Source organism: Nocardioides luteus, from assembly GCF_015752315.1.
GTDB lineage: Bacteria > Actinomycetota > Actinomycetes > Propionibacteriales > Nocardioidaceae > Nocardioides.
The window spans coordinates 973801-991256 of record NZ_JADOVJ010000001.1; the positions used below are offsets into that span (position 1 = coordinate 973801).

19 protein-coding genes are annotated in these 17456 nt (G+C 71.2%); 14 read left to right on the forward strand and 5 right to left on the reverse strand.

Annotation, left to right across the window (positions count from 1 at the left end):
* Positions 1-80 precede the first annotated feature (80 nt).
* The 6 genes from HD557_RS04705 to hutI all read left to right on the forward strand — a co-directional run bounded on the left by HD557_RS04705 (position 81) and on the right by hutI (position 6011).
* Positions 81-1211 carry an ABC transporter ATP-binding protein gene (locus HD557_RS04705; RefSeq protein WP_196873013.1) on the forward strand — a complete coding sequence of 377 codons (1131 nt, stop codon included), beginning with the start codon at positions 81-83 and terminating at the stop codon, positions 1209-1211.
* On the forward strand, positions 1208-1852 hold the full coding sequence (locus HD557_RS04710; protein WP_196873015.1) for an ABC transporter permease: 645 nt from the start codon (positions 1208-1210) through the stop codon (positions 1850-1852). The genes HD557_RS04705 and HD557_RS04710 overlap by 4 nt, the downstream gene beginning before the upstream one ends.
* A complete protein-coding gene (locus HD557_RS04715; RefSeq protein WP_196873017.1) occupies positions 1852-2592 on the forward strand; it encodes an ABC transporter permease in 741 nt (246 codons plus the stop codon). The genes HD557_RS04710 and HD557_RS04715 overlap by 1 nt, the downstream gene beginning before the upstream one ends.
* A gap of 19 nt (positions 2593-2611) precedes the next feature.
* The gene (locus HD557_RS04720; protein ID WP_196873019.1) at positions 2612-3520 is read left to right on the forward strand and encodes an ABC transporter substrate-binding protein; all 909 of its coding nucleotides are present in this window, start codon (positions 2612-2614) and stop codon (positions 3518-3520) included.
* A 155-nt stretch (positions 3521-3675) separates the two neighbouring features.
* Positions 3676-4863, forward strand: coding sequence for an allantoate amidohydrolase (locus HD557_RS04725; protein WP_196873021.1), 1188 nt, complete (start codon positions 3676-3678; stop codon positions 4861-4863).
* The gene (gene hutI, locus HD557_RS04730) at positions 4860-6011 is read left to right on the forward strand and encodes an imidazolonepropionase (protein ID WP_196873023.1); all 1152 of its coding nucleotides are present in this window, start codon (positions 4860-4862) and stop codon (positions 6009-6011) included. The genes HD557_RS04725 and hutI overlap by 4 nt, the downstream gene beginning before the upstream one ends.
* Before the next feature lie 4 nt (positions 6012-6015).
* Here the strand turns inward: hutI and HD557_RS04735 are convergent, their stop codons facing one another.
* A complete protein-coding gene (locus tag HD557_RS04735; RefSeq protein WP_196873025.1) occupies positions 6016-6675 on the reverse strand; it encodes a TetR/AcrR family transcriptional regulator in 660 nt (219 codons plus the stop codon).
* Positions 6676-6729: 54 nt separating this feature from the next.
* Here HD557_RS04735 and HD557_RS04740 point away from each other — a divergent pair, with 54 nt between their 5' ends.
* The 4 genes from HD557_RS04740 to HD557_RS04755 are packed head-to-tail and all read left to right on the forward strand — an operon-like array spanning position 6730 to position 11934.
* Entirely contained in the window at positions 6730-7878 is a 1149-nt protein-coding gene (locus HD557_RS04740; RefSeq protein ID WP_196873027.1) for a flavin-containing monooxygenase, read from the forward strand.
* A gap of 18 nt (positions 7879-7896) precedes the next feature.
* Positions 7897-9378 (forward strand): flavin monoamine oxidase family protein, encoded by a 1482-nt coding sequence (locus tag HD557_RS04745; RefSeq protein ID WP_196873029.1) that lies wholly within the window; start codon positions 7897-7899, stop codon positions 9376-9378.
* A gap of 52 nt (positions 9379-9430) precedes the next feature.
* The gene (locus HD557_RS04750) at positions 9431-10084 is read left to right on the forward strand and encodes a hypothetical protein (protein WP_196873031.1); all 654 of its coding nucleotides are present in this window, start codon (positions 9431-9433) and stop codon (positions 10082-10084) included.
* A complete protein-coding gene (locus tag HD557_RS04755) occupies positions 10081-11934 on the forward strand; it encodes a YhgE/Pip domain-containing protein (protein WP_196873033.1) in 1854 nt (617 codons plus the stop codon). The genes HD557_RS04750 and HD557_RS04755 overlap by 4 nt, the downstream gene beginning before the upstream one ends.
* Before the next feature lie 2 nt (positions 11935-11936).
* On the opposite strand, the gene HD557_RS04760 is transcribed toward HD557_RS04755, so the two are convergent.
* A complete protein-coding gene (locus HD557_RS04760) occupies positions 11937-12704 on the reverse strand; it encodes a hypothetical protein (protein WP_196873034.1) in 768 nt (255 codons plus the stop codon).
* A gap of 14 nt (positions 12705-12718) precedes the next feature.
* Complete coding sequence (locus HD557_RS04765) at positions 12719-13048, reverse strand: PepSY domain-containing protein (RefSeq protein ID WP_196873036.1); 330 nt, start codon at positions 13046-13048, stop codon at positions 12719-12721.
* 79 nt (positions 13049-13127) lie between these two features.
* Here HD557_RS04765 and HD557_RS04770 point away from each other — a divergent pair, with 79 nt between their 5' ends.
* On the forward strand, positions 13128-13805 hold the full coding sequence (locus HD557_RS04770; protein WP_196873038.1) for a response regulator transcription factor: 678 nt from the start codon (positions 13128-13130) through the stop codon (positions 13803-13805).
* Positions 13802-15148 carry an ATP-binding protein gene (locus HD557_RS28585; protein ID WP_196873040.1) on the forward strand — a complete coding sequence of 449 codons (1347 nt, stop codon included), beginning with the start codon at positions 13802-13804 and terminating at the stop codon, positions 15146-15148. Before HD557_RS04770 ends, HD557_RS28585 begins: the two co-directional genes overlap by 4 nt.
* On the opposite strand, the gene HD557_RS04780 is transcribed toward HD557_RS28585, so the two are convergent.
* Positions 15145-15777, reverse strand: a complete 633-nt coding sequence (locus HD557_RS04780) for a potassium channel family protein (RefSeq protein WP_196873042.1) — start codon at positions 15775-15777, stop codon at positions 15145-15147. The genes HD557_RS28585 and HD557_RS04780 overlap by 4 nt on opposite strands.
* 127 nt (positions 15778-15904) lie before the next feature.
* Between HD557_RS04780 and HD557_RS04785 the strand changes: the two genes are divergently transcribed.
* Positions 15905-16177 carry a nucleotidyltransferase family protein gene (locus HD557_RS04785; RefSeq protein ID WP_196876295.1) on the forward strand — a complete coding sequence of 91 codons (273 nt, stop codon included), beginning with the start codon at positions 15905-15907 and terminating at the stop codon, positions 16175-16177.
* A 52-nt stretch (positions 16178-16229) separates the two neighbouring features.
* Positions 16230-17000 (forward strand): enoyl-CoA hydratase/isomerase family protein, encoded by a 771-nt coding sequence (locus HD557_RS04790; RefSeq protein ID WP_196873044.1) that lies wholly within the window; start codon positions 16230-16232, stop codon positions 16998-17000.
* Between the two features lie 17 nt (positions 17001-17017).
* Here HD557_RS04790 and HD557_RS04795 read toward each other — a convergent pair whose 3' ends face one another.
* Entirely contained in the window at positions 17018-17401 is a 384-nt protein-coding gene (locus HD557_RS04795) for a DoxX family protein (protein WP_196873046.1), read from the reverse strand.
* Positions 17402-17456: the final 55 nt, after the last annotated feature.

A 17456-nucleotide genomic window follows, 5' to 3' on the forward strand; every position in this document is an offset into this window, starting at 1 on the left:
CATATCCCTGGCGGACCCCCGAGGGGTGCACTGGGACCCGCACCACATTTCGATGACCCAGCAGTGGAGGTGAGTGCCGGATGATCCGGTTCGACTCAGTGAGCAAGGAATACCCCGACGGCACCGTCGCCGTGGGTGGCCTGGAGATGACCGCCCCGACCGGCAAGATCACGGTGCTCGTCGGCCCCTCGGGCTGTGGCAAGACGACGTCGCTGCGGATGATCAACCGGATGATCGAGCCGACGAGCGGACGGATCTGGATCGACGACCGCGACACCACCACGATGGATGCGGCCGAGCTGCGGCGAGGGATCGGCTACGTGATCCAGCAGGCGGGTCTGTTCCCGCACCGCACGGTCGCCGCGAACATCGCGACCGTCCCGATGCTGCTCGGCTGGGACAGGAAGAAGGCGCGTGCCCGCGCGCTGGAGCTGCTGGAACGCGTCGGTCTGCCCACCTCTTTCGCCGATCGCTACCCCAATCAGCTCTCCGGCGGTCAGCAGCAGCGCGTCGGCGTGGCCCGGGCGCTGGCCGCCGACCCGCCCGTCATGTTGATGGACGAGCCGTTCAGCGCGGTCGACCCCGTCGTACGCGACCAGTTGCAGGACGAGTTCCTCCGGCTCCAGGGCGACCTGGGCAAGACCATCGTGTTCGTCACCCACGACATCGACGAGGCGATCAAGCTGGGTGACCAGGTCGCCGTGCTCCGGGTCGGCGGCAAGCTCGCCCAGATCGCCGAGCCCGCGACGCTCCTGGCGCACCCCGTCGACGACTTCGTCGCCGACTTCGTGGGCCGCGACCGGGGATACCGCGGGCTCGGCTTCCAGAAGGCCCCGACGCTGCCGCTCTCGGCGGAGACGACGGCGAGCCTCGGTGACAGCGCGGAGCAGGTGCGGGCCGCCGCCGGGACCGAGCCGTGGACCCTGGTCGTCGACGACGCCCGGCGTCCGCTGGGCTGGGTCGACGCCGAGCAGATCGCCGGCACGGTCTCCACCGAGGCGCTGCACCGCGGAGGCACCGTTGCCTCCACGAACGGGACCCTGCGCAACCTGCTCGACGCCGCGCTGTCCTCGCCGGCGGGACGCGGCGTGGTCGTGGACGAGGACGGTACGTTCGCCGGCACCGTCCTGGCCCACCAGGTGCTCGACGCCATCGAGGGCGAGCGGGCCGCGGCGCTCGACGCCCGGCCGGCCGGGAGCGCGGCACGATGAGCTGGTTCGTCGAACACCTCCCTGCGGTCCTCGCCCTCACCTGGAGGCACGTCTACCTGGCCGGCGTCCCGCTCCTGCTCGGGCTGCTCGTCGCGGTTCCCCTGGGGTGGCTGGCGCGGCGCTACCGGGTCCTGTACCCGCTGCTGATCGCCGGGACCGGTCTCCTCTACACGATCCCGTCGCTCGCCCTGTTCATCCTGATGCCGCTGTTCATCGGCACCAAGATCCTCGACCCGGTCAACGTGGTCCTCGCGATGACGATCTACACCGTGGCGCTGCTGGTGCGTACGGTGGCGGACGGTCTGGGTGCAGTGCCGGACTCGGTCAACCAGGCGGCGACGGCGATGGGCTTCGGGCGGGTACGCCGGCTGTTCATGGTCGAGCTCCCGCTGGCCGTCCCGGTCATCTCCGCAGGCCTCCGGGTCGCCGCGGTGAGCAACGTCAGCATCGTCAGCGTCGCGGCGATCATCGGCGTACCCCAGCTGGGGTCGCTCTTCACCGACGGCTTCCGCCGCAACTTCATGGAGCCGATCCTCGTGGGCGTCGTCGCGTGCGTCCTGCTGGCGCTCGTGTTCGACCTCCTGATCATCGCCGGAACCCGGCTCATCACCCCGTGGCAGCGCACGAGGAGGGCCGCTTGATGAACCTCGTCCTCACCTGGTTGACAGACCCCGCCCGCTGGTCGGGCGACGACGGTGTCCCGAACCGCATCCTCGAGCACCTGAGCTACTCGGCCGTCGCCCTGGTGATCGCCGCGCTCATCGCGATCCCGCTCGGTCTGTACGTCGGTCACACCGGACGCGGGAAGTTCCTGGTCGTGAACGTCGCCGGCGCCGCCCGCGCCATCCCGAGCCTGGGTCTGCTGTTCATCATGGTCCTTCTCCTCGGCCCCCGGCTCTCCGGCGACGCGGCCTTCGTGGTCCCGTGCCTGGTCGTGCTGGCCGTGCTGGCCGTCCCGCCGATCCTGGCCGGTGCGTACGCAGGTGTCGAAGAGGTCGACGCCGGCGCCCGGGATGCCGCGAAGGGCATGGGGATGCGAGACCTCCAGGTGCTCCTCAAGGTCGAGCTGCCGTGCGCGCTACCCCTCATCTTCTCGGGCCTGCGCTCGGCCACGCTCCAGGTCGTCGCGACCGCGACGATCGCCGCGACGGCCGGCCTCGGCGGGCTCGGGCGGCTTCTGATCGACGGCCTCGCCGTACGCGACTTCGGCCAGATGGCCGCGGGAGCCGTGCTGGTGGCAGCACTCGCCCTCGTCGTCGATCTCATCTTCGCGCTGATCCAGCGCTACGCGGTGTCCTCGGGCCTGACGGGCCGTCGCACCGCTTCCCGACGATCGCGGCCGAGGGCGTCCGCTGATTCCACCCCCATCACCATCAGCTGACCCGAGAGGAACCGAACCCATGCACAGAACGAAGATCTACCTCGCCGTAGCGGCCTCGGCCGCACTGCTCGCCGGATGCGGCAGCGGTGACCCGCTGGCGACCGAGCCCGCCGGAGGCGGCGACGCGGACACCGTCACCGTCGGCTCCGCCGACTTCCCGGAGAGCGCCCTGATCGCCGAGATCTACGCGGGCGCGCTGGAGGCCAAGGGCGTCGAGGTCGACAAGACCCTGAACATCGGCAGCCGCGAGGCGTACGTCCCGGCCCTGCAGGACGGCTCGATCGACCTGATCCCCGAATACACCGGTGCGCTCCTGCACTACTTCGACGAGGACGCCACCGCCACCGACTCCGAGTCGGTCTACCAGGCTCTGACGGCCGCCGTACCGAAGGACCTGACGGTCCTGACGATGTCGTCGGCGGAGGACAAGGACGCCATCGCGGTCACGAAGGCGACGGCGGACAAGTACTCCCTCACGTCCATCGGCGACCTCGCCGCGGTCTCCGACGAGCTGGTCCTCGGCGGTCCGCCCGAGTGGAAGACACGCCGTCAGGGCGTCAAGGGCCTGGCCGACGTCTACGGGGTCGAGTTCGGCACCTTCCGCGCGCTCGACGCGGGCGGTCCGCTGACCGTCCAGGCCCTGAAGAACGGACAGGTCGACGCGGCGGACCTCTTCACCACCGACCCCTCGATCCAGGAGAACGGGTTCATCATGCTCGATGACCCGGAGAGCCTCTTCCCGGCGGAGAACGTCGTTCCCCTGATCGCCACCTCGAAGGTCGACGACACGGTCACCCAGGCGCTCGACGCGGTCTCGGCCGAGCTCGACACGCAGACGCTGGCGGCCCTGGTCAAGCAGGTCATCGTCGACAAGAAGGACGCCGAGGACGTGGCGAGCGAGTTCCTGTCCGAGCAGGGTCTGGCCTAGGTCTCCGGCACGCATCACAGAAGCGGCATCGCGGGTCATCGGGGCCTGCGATGCCGCTGTCTGCGTCGGTCGCTCTCGCGGGATGTCTGGGATACCGGACAGTTCACCCCGTCGGAACCCTTGCCTCGAACCCCGGATCCCGATGGACTCGGGTCATGACGTTCGAGCGCATGTGGGCCGACATCGCCCCGGTGGGCAGATCCGCCTCCTCCCAGGGCTACTTCCGTCAGCCGTACACCTCGGCCGAGATGGAGCTGCGCTCCTGGTTCGCCGAGGAGTGCGTACGCCGCGGGCTCGATCTCGAGCGTGACGGCAACGGCAACCTGGTCGCCTGGTGGGGGAGCGGCGACGACGCTGTGCTCACCGGATCGCACCTGGACAGCGTTCTCGACGGCGGGGCGTACGACGGACCGCTCGGGGTGGTCTCCTCCCTCGCCGCCGTCGACGTCCTGACGGAGCGAGGCTTCCACCCACGCCGACCGATCGCGATCGGCGTCTTCGCCGACGAGGAGGGGTCCCGCTACGGGCTCGGCTGCCTCGGCTCCCAGCTCGCGACCGGTCTGACGACGCCTGACCAGGCGCGGGCCCTGCGCGACCGCGGCGGACGACCGCTCGAGGAGGTCATGGCCGATGCCGGCCTCGAGCCGGCGCTGGGCCGATCGGCCTGGCTGGACCGGATCGGCTGCTACGTCGAGCTCCACGTCGAGCAGGGCCGCAACCTCGTCGACCGCGACGCCGCGGTCGGCGTCGCCAGCGGGATCTGGCCGCACGGTCGCTGGCGCTTCGACTTCGACGGCGAGGCCAACCATGCCGGTGCCACCCGCATGGAGGACCGGCGGGACCCGATGCTGACGTTCGCGATGACCGCGCTCGCGGCCGACGAGGAGGCCCGCCGCACCGGGCAGCGCGCCACCTTCGGCCGGATCGAGGCCACCCCCAACGGCACCAACGCGGTGCCCTCGCGCGTCGCCGCATGGCTCGACGCGCGCTGCGAGGACGAGGCGATGCTCGGCGACCTCGTGGCCACCCTCGAGAAGCGGGCCGGCGAGCGGGCCGGTCTCGACCGGACCCACGTCACCGTGACCGCCGAGTCGCTCTCGGCCGCCGTCGAGTTCGACCCCGACCTGGCGACCCGGATCGCCGCTCCCGGCGGCTGGCCGATCATCCCGACCCAGGCAGGGCACGACGCCGGCATCCTGTCGACCGCGGGCATCCCGACCGCGATGCTCTTCGTCCGCAATCCCACCGGCATCTCGCACTCGCCCGAGGAACGGGCCGAGATGGCCGACTGCCTCGCCGGCGTCGAGGCGCTCGCCGACACCCTCACGGAGCTGGCCCGATGAGCACGCTGGTCACCGGCATCGGCGAGCTCTTCGTCGGTGACGCCGCCGGAACGGTGATGGAGCAGGCCGCGTTCGTCGTCGAGGACGGCCGGGTGGCGTGGGTGGGGTCCGCCGCCGAGGCACCCGCCGCCGACGCGGCGTACGACCTCGGAGGGCGCGCCGTCATCCCCGGGTTCGTCGACTCCCACAGCCATCTCGTCTTCGCCGGCGACCGCTCGGCCGAGTTCGCCGCGCGCATGGCGGGGGAGAGCTACGCCGCCGGCGGCATCCGTACCACCGTCCGCGCGACCCGGGAGGCCAGCGATGCGCAGCTCACCGCCCACGTCGGCCGGCTCGTGACCGAGATGCAGCGGCAGGGCACCACCACCCTCGAGATCAAGAGCGGCTACGGGCTGAGCGTCGCCGACGAGGCGCGCTCCCTGGCGGTGGCGCGGCAGTTCACCGAGGAGACGACGTTCCTCGGCGCCCACGTCGTGCCGGAGGGGATCGGCGCGGAGGACTACGTCGCGCTGGTCACCGGCCCGATGCTCGAGGCCGCGCGGCCGCACGCCAGCTGGATCGACGCCTTCTGCGAGCGCGGTGCCTTCGACGTCGACCAGGCCCGGGCGGTGCTGGCCGCGGGGGCGGCCGTCGGCCTGAAGGGCCGGCTGCACGCCAACCAGCTCACCTACGGCGGCGGCGTCCAGCTGGCCTGCGAGCTCGGCCTGGTGGCGGTCGACCACTGCACCTATCTCAGCGACGCCGACGTCGACGCGCTCGCGCAGTCGGGCACCGTCGCGACCCTGCTGCCCGGCGTGGAGTTCTCGACCCGCCATCCGTACGTCGATGCCCGGCGCCTTATCGACGCCGGTGTCCGGGTCGCGCTGGCCTCGGACTGCAACCCGGGCTCCTGCTTCACCAGCTCGCTGCCGTTCTGCATCGCCCTCGCCGTACGCGACATGGGCATGACGCCGAGCGAGGCCGTGTGGGCGGCCACCGCGGGTGGTGCAGCGGCGCTCGGCCGGACAGACGTCGGACACCTGGGCGTCGGAGCGGCCGCCGACTTCGCCGTCCTCGACGCACCGTCCCACGTGCACCTGGCCTACCGGCCCGGGGTGCCCCTGGTCGCCGAGACCTGGCGGGCTGGTCAGCGGCTCGACGGACGCTGACCGCTCAGTCGGACGATGTGCGACCGGTCGGGTTGGCGAACCGCTCGAGGTAGCCGACGAGCATCTCGATGCCGTCGTCGATGACCCGCTGGTCGCCGGTGTAGCCCTCGCGGAAGGCCCACTCCAGCACCCGGTCGCCGATCTCGACCGCGAGCAGCCCTCGTGCCAGGTCGGCGTCCTCGGACAGCAGATCCGCCGCCGTCATCACAGCGAACAGTGCCTCGGCGATCCGCACGTTGTGCTCGCGGCAGAACTCGATGACGGCGGGACTGGTGCGTCCGCGGAAGTAGATGGCGACGAACTCCTTGCGCCGCGCGTAGACGTCGAGGAAGGCATGCATGGTCGTCGTGACGACGGAGCGGATGCTCAGCGTCTCCAGCGCGGCGACGGTCTCCGCGACATGTGCGTCCATCTCCTCGGTGTCGCGCTTCACCAGCTCGAGGATGATCTCCTCCTTGTCGGCGAAGTACTGATAGATCGAGGCCACGGGGACACCGGCAGCCTCAGAGATCCGGCGGGTGCTGAGGGCGTCGACGCCCTCCGACACGACCAGCTCGGCCGCCGCGTCCAAAATCTTCGCGACCCGTTCCCTGCTGCGCCGCTGTGCCGGCGCCCTCCGATCCGTCCGGCTCCCGGTGCTGGGGCTTGTGCTCGCTGCGGACATGCCACATAGTGTAACGAAAATATGACTCATGTTCAGGTTTGAGAGAGGCGTGGCATGTCGCACCAGGTCCCCACCACCTCCGCGGTCGCCGTCATCGGCGCCGGACCCGCCGGACTGGCCGCCGCTGCGGCGCTGCGCACGAGAGGTGTGGACGCCGTCGTGCTCGAGCGCGCCGACGACGTCGCCTCGAGCTGGCGGAATCACTACGACCGGCTCCACCTGCACACGGTCCGATGGTTGTCCGGCCTGCCGGGGATGGCGATGCCGCGCTCGGAGGGCAGCTGGGTGTCGCGCGACGGCGTCGTCCGCTACCTCGAGGCGTACGCCGCGCACCACCGCCTCGACATCCGCACCGGGGTCACTGTCGAGCGGGTCGAGCGCAACGAGCGGGGCTGGGTGCTGCGCTCGCCGCAGGGCGACGTGCACGCCCGCGCGGTGGTGGTGGCCACCGGCTACAACCACACCCCGGTCATGCCCGACGTGCCCGGCATCGACGACTTCACCGGCGAGCTGCTCCACGCGAGTCGCTACCGCAACGGCAAGCCGTACGCGGGCAAGGACGTGCTGGTGGTGGGCCCGGGCAACACCGGAGCCGAGATCTCGGTCGACCTGACCGAGCACGGCGCGGGCCGGGTGCGGCTGGCCGTCCGTACGCCGCCGCACATCCTGCGTCGTGCCGTCGGCCCGATCCCCACCCAGGCGACCAGCGTGCTGTTGCGCCGGGTGCCGACGGTCGTCGGTGACGCGCTGGCGGAGGTGACCCGCAAGCTGCAGGTGCCGGACCTGTCCGCGTACGGCCTGGCCGACCCGGGCAGGGGCGTGATCACCCGGGCGCGGCGGGGCGAGATCCCGATCCTCGACGTCGGCCTGGTCGATGCGGTCCTGGCGGGGAAGGTCGAACCCGTCGCCGCCCTCGCCGGCTTCGAGGGCGACAAGGTGCTGCTCGCCGACGGCACCGCGATCGTGCCGGACGCGGTCATCGTCGCCGCGGGCTACCGCCGTGGCCTCGAGCCGCTCGTCGGCCACCTGGGTGTGCTCGACGGGGCCGGCAACCCGGTCGTGTCCGGCACCGCGACCCCGGACGGCGCGCCGAACCTCCACTTCATCGGCTACTCCAACCCGATCAGCGGGATGTTCCGCGAGATCGCCATCGACGCCAAGCGCATCGCCAAGACGTTGAGCAAGCAGTTCACCGCCGCCTGAGATCGGAAGGATGAACAGATGAGGTCGAGCCTGAGCCGCCGCGGCCTGCTGGGAGGCATCGCGGCAACCGGTGCCTGGACCGCTACCGGAGCGCTGCCGGGCGCTGCCTCCGCCGCGTCGAAGGGCCGAGCCGGTGAGCTGCCGTCGACGGTCGACGTGGTGGTCGTCGGCGCGGGCATCTCAGGCCTGGTCGCTGCGCGGGAGGTGGCCGCGAAGGGGCGCTCGGTGGTGGTGCTCGAGGCGCGCGACCGGGTCGGAGGCCGCGTCCTCAACCACGAGCTCGCAGACGGGTCGGTCATCGAGGCGGGCGGAGCGTTCGTCGGGCCGACCCAGGACCACGTCCTCGGGCTGTGCGACGAGCTGGGCATCCAGACGTTCAAGGAGCACACCGCCGGCGACAGCGTCTACTTCTCCCGGGGCATCCGGCAGACCTATCAGGGCACCGTCCCGCCCGACCCGCTGGTCCTGCCCGACGCCGGTCGCCTGCAGCTGCAGCTGGACGAGATGTCCAAGGACGTGCCGGTCGACGCGCCGTGGCTGGCGGCGAAGGCAGCGGAGTGGGACTCGACGTCGCTGCACGACTGGGTCGCGCAGAACACGGTCAACCCCGACACCGCCAAGCTGCTCGAGGTCTACCTGCAGCCGCTGCTCGGCGCGGATGCCCGCGACGTCTCGCTGCTGTTCATGCTCTGGTACGTCGCCACCGCCGGCAACGAGCAGCACCCCGGCACCTTCGAGCGGTCCTCCGGCACCGAGAACGGGGCCCAGGACTCGCGCATCGTCGGCGGCTCCCAGCTGATCCCGCTGCGGATGGCCGAGCAGCTCGGCGACATCGTGGCGCTGTCCGCCCCGGTCCGGCGCATCGAGCAGCTCGCCGACCGGGCGGTCATCACCACCGACCGCGGCCAGGTCAGCACGGCCCGGGTCATCGTGGCGGCGCCGCCGCCGCTGATCACGCAGATCGACTGGGCTCCGCTGCTGCCGCCCAGGCGGCTGCAGCTGTTGCAGCGACACTTCATGGGTGCGCTGATGAAGTGCGACGCGGTGTACGAGAAGCCGTTCTGGCGGGAGAAGGGCCTCAACGGCTTCGGCATCTCCGACGTCGCGCCGGTGCGGGTGGCCTTCGACAACTGCCCCGCCGACGGGAGCCCCGGCGTGCTGCTGGCCTTCGTCGGCGGCGCCACCTGGGCCGACTGGGGGAACCGGCCGTTCGAGGAGCGCAGGCAGGGCGTGCTGGAGGGGTTCGCGCGGCTGTTCGGCCCGGAGGCGCTCGACCCGATCGACTACACCGAGCAGGACTGGACGCACGAACGCTGGTCCTACGGCGGCCCGGTGGCCAATCCCGGCCTGGGGGCGACGTACCGGTTCGGGGACCAGATCCGTAGGCCGGTCGGCCGCGTCCACTGGGCGGGGACCGAGACGTCGACCTACTGGTCCGGCTACATGGACGGAGCGGTACGCGCGGGCAAGCGTGCCGCGGCCGAGGTGACGGCGCCGTAGGCGGTTCGTGTCTGTGCCCGTCATCGGTGGCATTTGATGACAGGGTTCGATCATGAGCGATGAGGCGGTCGACGAGGAGACCACGACGCTGCGGGCCACCGGCGTACGCGCTCGGCAGGGGGCTCGAGATCTGCTTCCGACCACGACGTTGACGCTGCGCGGGGGAGAGGTCGCGGTGGCCGTCGGTCCCCCGGGAGGCGGGCACACGTCGCTGGCGCTCGCCCTGGCAGGACGGCTGCGGCTGGATGCGGGCAGGGTCGCGCTGGACGGCGACGCGTCGCCCCGGGTCCTCCAGGGCGCGGTGGCACTCGTCGACGTGCCGGGCGTCTCCGAGCCGGACGAGATGGTCCCGTTCCGTACGATCCTCGGCGAGGAGCTCGCCATGGCGAAGCACAAGCCGAGCGCCGCGGCGATCGACCGCTGGCTGGGGGACTACGCCCTCGCGGGCGACATCACCACGGAGGCCGTCCCGCCGAGACCACGGCTGGAGATCCTCGGGCGGATGGCGGCGCTGCGGCCCGGCACCCGTTTCCTCGTCCTCACCTATCCCGAGCGGCTCGGCCTGCCGGTCGAGGAGTGGCTCGCCATCGCGGAGGATCTCGCCGGGGCCGGCCCGAGGCCCGGCGTCCTGGTCACCGCCAGTCCCGCGGCGGTGATCCCGAGCGACGTGCGTACGTTCACCATCGGCCCGACGGAGGAAGCATGAACTCGCTGCGTATCGCTCTGACCGAGCTGCGCCGGATCACGGCCGGCCGGCTGGCGAAGCTCGTCATCGTCGCGCTGGTGGTCGTGCCCACCCTCTACGCCGGGCTCTACCTCTACGCCAACCACGATCCGTACGCCCACTTCGACGAGCTCCCGGCGGCGCTGATCGTGGAGGACACCGGTGCCACCACCACCGACGGCACCGAGATCGACGCGGGGCGCCAGGTCGCCGACAAGCTGCTGAAGTCGGGCGACTTCGACTGGACGGAGACCTCCACGGCGAAGGCGGAGAAGGACATCCGCGAGGGCGACTACTACTTCGCGCTGCGCATCCCGGAGGGGTTCTCCCGGACGCTGACCGGTGCGGAGCGGCTCGACCCGAAGCAGGCGCAGATCCAGGTGATCACCAACGACGCCAACTCCTACCTGTCCACGACGATCGCGACCAACGTGACCGACAAGGTCCGCGACGCCATCGCCAGCGAGGTCTCCGAGCAGGCCGCGGCCAGCTTCCTGCTCGGCATCTCCGACCTCCGCTCGGGCCTGGTCAAGGCCGCCGACGGCGCCGCGAAGCTGGAGAAGGGCGCGGTCTCGCTCCGCGACGGCGCCGGGAAGCTGGCCACCGGAGCCGGCGACCTCGAGGACGGTCTGGACACCATCGAGGGCAAGGTCACCGACCTGCCCGCCAAGACCCGTGAGCTCGCGACCGGCGCCCGCAAGGTCGCCGACGCGAACGGCGAGATCGCCGCCACCGGGCAGCGGGCCGCGACCGCCGTCGACGACGCGGTCGCCGCCTACGAGGCGAACCGGGCAGACCTCGACGCCCGGCTCGAGGCGCAGGGCCTGGACGAGCAGCAGCGGGCCGAGGTGCTGGCGATCTACGACCGGGGATCCGTTCCGCTCGACCGCGTCGACCAGCGCGTCGGGGACGTCTCCGGGAAGCTGAACGAGCTCGCCACCGGAGCCGATCAGGTCGCCGACGGCAACGAGCAGCTGGCCTCGGCGATGCCCGATCTGGTGGCCGGGATCTCCCAGGCCGCCGACGGCGCCGGAGAGCTGAGCACCGGCGCGACCCAGCTGCGCGACGGCGCCGCGAAGCTCGCCACCGGCGCCGGGGATCTGAAGAAGGGCCTGCAGGACGGCGTCGCGCAGGCGCCGGCGACCGACGAGGAGCTGCGCGACCAGATCGCCTCGACGATCGCCGACCCGGTCGCGATCGACTCGGTCTCCGAGGCGAAGGCATCGTCCTACGGTGCCGGGCTGGCGCCGTTCTTCCTCGCCCTGGGCGCCTGGATCGGCGGATACGTCCTCTTCCTGCTCGTCCGGCCGATCTCGACCCGCGCGCTGGCCGCCAACCAGACCCCGCTGCGGATCGCCCTGGGCGGGTGGCTCACCCCGGCACTCATCGGCGCCGCGCAGATGGTCGTGGTGCTCGTGGTCGTCGGGCTCGCCGTCGACATCACCCCGGTGAACTGGCTCGGTACGTTGGGCTTCCTGCTGCTCACCTCCGCGACCTTCATCGCGATCGTGCACATGCTCAACGCGCTCCTCGGGGCACCGGGCCAGTTCCTCGGCCTCGTCCTGATGGTGGTCCAGCTCGTCACCGCCGGCGGCACGTTCCCCTGGCAGACGATCCCCGAGCCGTTGCACCCGCTCCACCACATACTCCCGATGAGCTATGCGGTCGACGGGCTCCGGCAGCTGATGTACGGCGGGCTGTCCGGCCGGGTCGTCTCCGACGTCCTCGTCCTGGCCGCCTTCCTCGTCGGTGCCCTGCTGCTGACCGCCTACGGCGCCCGGCGACAACGTGTCTGGACGCCCAAGCGGGTGCGGCCCGAGATCGTCCTCTGACCTCAGTACGCCGCACCCAGCCGCGCCTCGCCGGCGCGGCGGGCCTGAGCGGGGGAGATGTGCGTGACCGAGATCAGCTCCTCGCGGCCGCCGGCCTCCCTGTCGATCGTGAGGACGAGCCCGACGCCGCGCGCGTAGAATTTGTGCTCCAGCACGTCGGGCTCGAGCGGGGTGGTGTCGGCGGTCTTCACCAGGCCGTCGTACTCGCCGGCAGGGACACGTGCCCGTTCGCCCAGGTCGATCACCTCGCCGTTGTCCTCGGCCTTGCCCGCGTAGTACTCCTGCCGATAGCTCATGCCGACCTCCGGGGAGGCGGGCATGATGACCCCCGCTTGGGCGGAGTCCACGCCGGCCTCGAAAGACCCGGCGCGGGTGGTGATCCTCCCGTCCTCGAACTCGGCGGTGTCCTCGCCGAAGTACCAGACGGTGCTTGCCTCGTCCTGGGCGTACCAGTCCAGGGTGTCCTCGATGATCTCGCCGTCGAGGGTGACGGTGTCGCGTACGACCCTGGCGGTCACGCCGTTGGCGATCTCGCGGGTGACCGGGGTGGCGGTGACGACCACCTCGACGGTCTCGCCGTCCTCGGTGGTCTCGCGGTAGGTCCAGCGGGTGCCCGGCTCGAGCGGGAACCAGGGGTTCGTGATCTCGGCGGTGAACTCGGCGGGGTCGAGCTCGACCGGCTCGTCGGACTGCGGCAGTGCGTCGCTCCGGGTGCCGCAGCCGGTGGCCACCAGGAGGCATCCGATCACGGCGACGGCGAGGCGAGGCATCGTACGTCCTCGGGTCAGTCGTCGGCGCCGGAGTCGTCGCCCTCGGTGCCGACGACCCGGAAGGCCTCGTCGAGCTGGACGTCGACCTGGTGTCCGTCCTCGAGGGTCACCTCGACCTCGTACCTGCTCTCCTCGTCGTCGACCTCGGTCCCGGTGACGGTGCCGCCGCCGGTCTCCTCCAGTGCGGCCCGCTCGGCCTGCTCGAGCTCGGAGGCGGGGATGGGTTGTTCGTGGGAGTCGTCGTCGCCGGACAGGGCACGGGCCGCGCCGACGGTTCCGGCGCTGACCACGGCCGCGGCCGCGACGACCACGGCGATGCGCCTGTGGGTGGTTGTCGGGTTCATGCCATCGACGCTACGGCGGCTCGATGAGGAGCCGATGAGTCTCTCATCCGGTCCTCATCTGCGTGCCTAGCATGAGCATGTGCGGGTGCTGCTGGTGGAGGACGAGGAGAAGCTCGCCGCGCTGGTCGCCCGTGGGCTGACCGAGCGTGGTGGGGTGGTCGACTCCGTCACGACCGGCTCGCAGGCCGTCGCCTCGGCGCGCGCCGCCGACTACGACGTGATGCTGCTGGACGTCATGCTGCCCGACATCGACGGGTTCGAGGTCTGCCGTCGCCTGCGGGCGGCGCGGGTGTGGACCCCGATCCTCATGCTGACCGCACGCACCGCGGTGGGGGACCGGATCGCCGGTCTGGACAGCGGTGCCGACGACTACCTCGCCAAGCCGTTCGCCTTCCAGGAGCTGCTCGCCCGCATGCGTGCTCTGGCGCGCCGTGGCCCCGTGCCCAGGCCGGTGATGCTGGAGGTCGGTGACCTGCGCATGGACCCCGCGGCGAGGCGGGTCTGGCGTGGGACGACCGAGCTGTCGCTGTCGACCCGGGAGCTCACACTCCTGGAGGCCATGATGCGCCGGTGCGGCCAGGCGCTCACCCGCGAGCAGCTGCTCGCGCTGGCCTGGGGCGGCCACCACGACGTGACCTCCAACGTCGTCGACGTCTACGTGCGCTATCTGCGCGCGAAGATCGACCGGCCGTTCGGCGTGAACACCCTGCAGACCGTACGCGGCGTCGGCTACCGGCTCACCGCGGAGGCGTCGTGAGGGCCTGGCCGCCGTCGCGGTGGCCGCTGCGTACCCGGGTCGCGCTCGCCTTCCTGGCCGCGACGGCGGTCGCGGTCACCGGTCTCGGCGTCCTGGTCCAGCTGCGGGTCAGCGATGCTCTGGAGGACCGCCTGCGCGACTCGGTCGGTGCCGAGGCCGACCGGCTCGGGTCGTTGCGGGGCCGCGAGCTGCTGGAGGCCGTCTCGGCTCTTCGCGGCGAGGTCCACGCCCAGGTGCTGACCGCGCGGGGTGACGTACGGGCTTCGTCCGGTCTGGTCGCGGACCCGCTTCTCGATGCCGCCGAGCTACGGGGGTTCGACAGGATCGGCTGGCTCGAGCGGACCGCCACCGTCCTCGACGACGACGCCGAGGCCGCGGGGAAGCCCGATCCGGAACGGGAGCGGCTCGTCCTCCTGGTCGAGCCGGTCGAGGACGGATTCCTGGTCGTCGCCACGTCACGGGAGGACGCCGACGAGACTCTCACCACGCTGCGCAACCAGCTGCTGATCGCCGGGCCGCTCGCCCTGGCCGTCGCCGGTGGACTCGGCTATCTGGTCGCCGGCGCGGGCCTGCGCCCGATCGAGCGGATGCGCTCGCGGGCGGCCACGATCTCCGCGCGCAGCGCCGGCGAGCGCCTCCCGGTCCCTGAGGCCGACGACGAGCTGCGCCGCCTCGCGCTCACCCTCAACGCCATGATCGGACGCCTCGACGACGGCCTGCAGCGGGAGCGGAGGTTCGTCGCCGAAGCCAGCCACGACCTGCGTACGCCGCTGGCACTGATGCTCACCGAGATCGAGTTGGCGCTGGCTGGTGAGCGCACGCCCGAGGAGCTGCGGCTGGCCCTGTCCTCCGTCCAGGACGAGGTGCGCCGCCTGATCGCCCTGGCCGAGGAGCTCCTGGACCGGGCCGGGTCGGAGGATCTCTCGTTGTCGATCGAGTCGCGACCTTTCGACCTGGTGGATCTGGCCGCCCGGGTCGTGGATCGGTTCCGGGTGGCGGCCGGACGCCGGGACCTCACACTGACGGCTGCGCCACCCGTCGAGGTCCACGGCGACGCCACCCGCCTCGACCGGGCCCTGTCGAATCTCGTCGACAACGCCGTCCGGCACGGTGCCGGTGCCATCGAGGTCACTGTGAGCGCAGCGCCCGGCCACGCGGTCGTCACGGTCACCGACGAGGGCGACGGCCAACCGCAGGACTTCTGGCCGCGATCAGCAGACCCCGGCCTCGGTCTCACGATCGTCCGTGAGATCGCGCGTGCCCACGGCGGCTCGATCGACGTCGAGCACTCCGGCGGCCGCACCCGCGTACGTCTGGTGGTTGCGTCGCCGCCCGGCCACTAGGCCGCGTGCTCGGCCTGTGCATGCTGGAGGAACCAGGTCGCGACGGCGGCCGTCACGGAGCCGACGAGCGCGATCCCGACCACCATCAGCGCAACCGCGACCAGGCGCCCGCTCGTGGTGACCGGGTAATGGTCCCCGTAGCCGACGGTCGTGACCGTCGTACACGCCCACCACACCGCATCGCCGAGCGTCTTGATGTTCCCGTCGGCAGCTGATCGCTCCGCGTCGAGCACGGCGAGTGCGCCGAGGAAGACGGCGGTGATCGCCGAGCCCACCACGTAGAGCGTCGTCCGGCCGACGAACGTCCGCGCGGCCGAGCGGCTCAGCAGGCGGGCGAAGGCTAGCGCACGGAGGATACGCAGCGGCCGCAGCACCGGGAGGCCGATGAGGGCGACGTCGTACCAATGGTGGAGCAGGTAGTGACCGCGTCTGTCGGCCAGCAGGACTCGGATCAGGAAATCGAGACAGAACGCGGCCCATACGGTCCAGAAGACGACCGTGAGCATCTCCTCGAGAGTGCGGTCCAGGCGGGGGTCGACGATCGGCCATGCGTACGCGACGAGGAAGGCGACGGCGAGGAGCAGGAGCGGAATCTCGGTCCGGTGCTCCCACCGTTGAACACGAGTCATCGGGCGAGCGTAGGTCGGTTGGTCGGGGACATCCGGCTATCCGATCGATGGTGCTCCGAATCCGGTATGTGCCGATAAGGTCCCCTTATGACGGTGTTGGCCACGTACCGGCTGAAGGTGGCTCAGGATCGAGGCAGCAGGGCCGGTCCTCAGGAGCGTTGCCGAGGATGCGGGCTACCGCAGGCTCGCGGTCTTCGGGTCGGTGGCTCGTGGTGAGGCGCGGTTCGACTCCGACATCGACCTGATTGTCGAGTCGCCACAGGGAACGTCGTCGTTCGGGTTTCTTCGGTTCAAAAGGATGATCGAGCAGGTGCTCGGTCGGGAGATCGACCTGGTCGACTACGGCGGCCTGAAGCCACGAGTGGACGATGATGTTCGACGTGATGCCGTGCTGCTCTGATGGAGCTTGTGGCGTCGCGTGACGTACTCCTGCCCGAAGGGATCGACAAGCCATGAACATCAACGAGCCGGGTGTCGAGCTGAGCATCGACGGCGCGGTGGCGACCGTGCTGCTGGATCGTCCTGACGTACGCAACGCGCAGCATCCGGCGATGTGGGCGGCGATCGCGGGGTTCCTCGAGTCGCTTCCGGACGAGGTACGGGTCGTCGTGGTGCGTGGGGCGGGTGGCACCTTCTCGGCGGGGCTGGATCTGTCGCTGGTCGACCCGGGGCAGACCGAGGTGGAGGGCAGCCTGGTCGCGACGCTGGCGCGCAGCGACCAGGAGGTCGTCGACCTGATCGGGGAGTACCAGCGGCCGTTCGTGGCGTTGGCCGACCCGCGGTTCATCTCGATCGCTGTCGTCGATGGGTACGCGATCGGGGCGGGTTTCCAGATGGCGCTGGCGTGCGACCTGCGGATCATGGCCGAGGATGCCTGGGTCTGCATGAAGGAGCCGGCGCTGGGGCTGGTTCCCGATCTGGCCGGGACCAAGCCGTTGGTCGAGGCCGTGGGCTACTCGCGGGCCCTGGAGATCTGTGCGACCGCGCGCAAGGTGGGTGCGCACGAGGCCGAGCGGATCGGGCTGGCGCAGAGCGTCGTCCCGGCGGTCGAGCTGGACGCCACCCTCACCGAGCTGGTGGCAGCCCTCCTCGCCCACGACGCGACCGCGGTGCGGCGTACGCACGAGCTCCTGGCATCCGCCCCCGGCCGGAGCCTCGACGAGCAGCGTCTCGCCGAGCGCACCGCCCAGGTGGGCCGGCTCCGCGCGGTGCTCGGACGCTGATCCCGCCTGCGGGCCCGTCAGGCGGTGAAGGGCGTGGTGCCGAAGCGGCCGACGACGATGAAGGCGGCGATGGCGAGGTAGACGACATTGACCAGGACGAGCTTCGCCTGGCCGAGGCGGCCGTGGGTGATCATCGCGCCGATCATCAGGGCGATCCAGCAGGCGGCGGTGACGGGCACCATGACAGGTGCGATGTCGAGCACGGCGGGAAGGATGAGTCCGATCGCGGCCAGGATCTCCAGGATCCCGAGGGTCCTGACGAAGGTGGGGCTGGCGCCGCGGGTCCATGCGGCGCCGTCGTGCTCGGCCAGCTTGTCCAGAGGCACGAAGGTCTTGGTGAGGCCTCCGGCCAGGGCGACGAGGGCCAGCAGTCCGGCGGCGGTCCAGAGGACGACGTTCATTGTTCTCTCCTGTTCCGTGGGTTCACCACAGGAGACGAGAGGACACGACGCTCTG

Excerpts from the sequence above, each read along its gene's own strand:
- hutI (WP_196873023.1), top strand. The coding sequence starts at position 4,860 with ATGAGCACGCTGGTCACCGGCATCGGCGAGCTCTTCGTCGGTGACGCC.
- HD557_RS04725 (WP_196873021.1), top strand. The coding sequence starts at position 3,676 with ATGACGTTCGAGCGCATGTGGGCCGACATCGCCCCGGTGGGCAGATCC.
- HD557_RS04765 (WP_196873036.1), bottom strand. The coding sequence starts at position 13,048 with ATGAACCCGACAACCACCCACAGGCGCATCGCCGTGGTCGTCGCGGCC.
- HD557_RS04720 (WP_196873019.1), top strand. The coding sequence starts at position 2,612 with ATGCACAGAACGAAGATCTACCTCGCCGTAGCGGCCTCGGCCGCACTG.
- HD557_RS04740 (WP_196873027.1), top strand. The coding sequence starts at position 6,730 with ATGTCGCACCAGGTCCCCACCACCTCCGCGGTCGCCGTCATCGGCGCC.
- HD557_RS04780 (WP_196873042.1), bottom strand. The coding sequence starts at position 15,777 with ATGACTCGTGTTCAACGGTGGGAGCACCGGACCGAGATTCCGCTCCTG.
- HD557_RS04750 (WP_196873031.1), top strand. The coding sequence starts at position 9,431 with ATGAGCGATGAGGCGGTCGACGAGGAGACCACGACGCTGCGGGCCACC.
- HD557_RS04790 (WP_196873044.1), top strand. The coding sequence starts at position 16,230 with ATGAACATCAACGAGCCGGGTGTCGAGCTGAGCATCGACGGCGCGGTG.
- HD557_RS04745 (WP_196873029.1), top strand. The coding sequence starts at position 7,897 with ATGAGGTCGAGCCTGAGCCGCCGCGGCCTGCTGGGAGGCATCGCGGCA.
- HD557_RS04715 (WP_196873017.1), top strand. The coding sequence starts at position 1,852 with ATGAACCTCGTCCTCACCTGGTTGACAGACCCCGCCCGCTGGTCGGGC.
- HD557_RS04710 (WP_196873015.1), top strand. The coding sequence starts at position 1,208 with ATGAGCTGGTTCGTCGAACACCTCCCTGCGGTCCTCGCCCTCACCTGG.
- HD557_RS04755 (WP_196873033.1), top strand. The coding sequence starts at position 10,081 with ATGAACTCGCTGCGTATCGCTCTGACCGAGCTGCGCCGGATCACGGCC.
- HD557_RS04705 (WP_196873013.1), top strand. The coding sequence starts at position 81 with ATGATCCGGTTCGACTCAGTGAGCAAGGAATACCCCGACGGCACCGTC.
- HD557_RS04760 (WP_196873034.1), bottom strand. The coding sequence starts at position 12,704 with ATGCCTCGCCTCGCCGTCGCCGTGATCGGATGCCTCCTGGTGGCCACC.
- HD557_RS04735 (WP_196873025.1), bottom strand. The coding sequence starts at position 6,675 with ATGTCCGCAGCGAGCACAAGCCCCAGCACCGGGAGCCGGACGGATCGG.
- HD557_RS04795 (WP_196873046.1), bottom strand. The coding sequence starts at position 17,401 with ATGAACGTCGTCCTCTGGACCGCCGCCGGACTGCTGGCCCTCGTCGCC.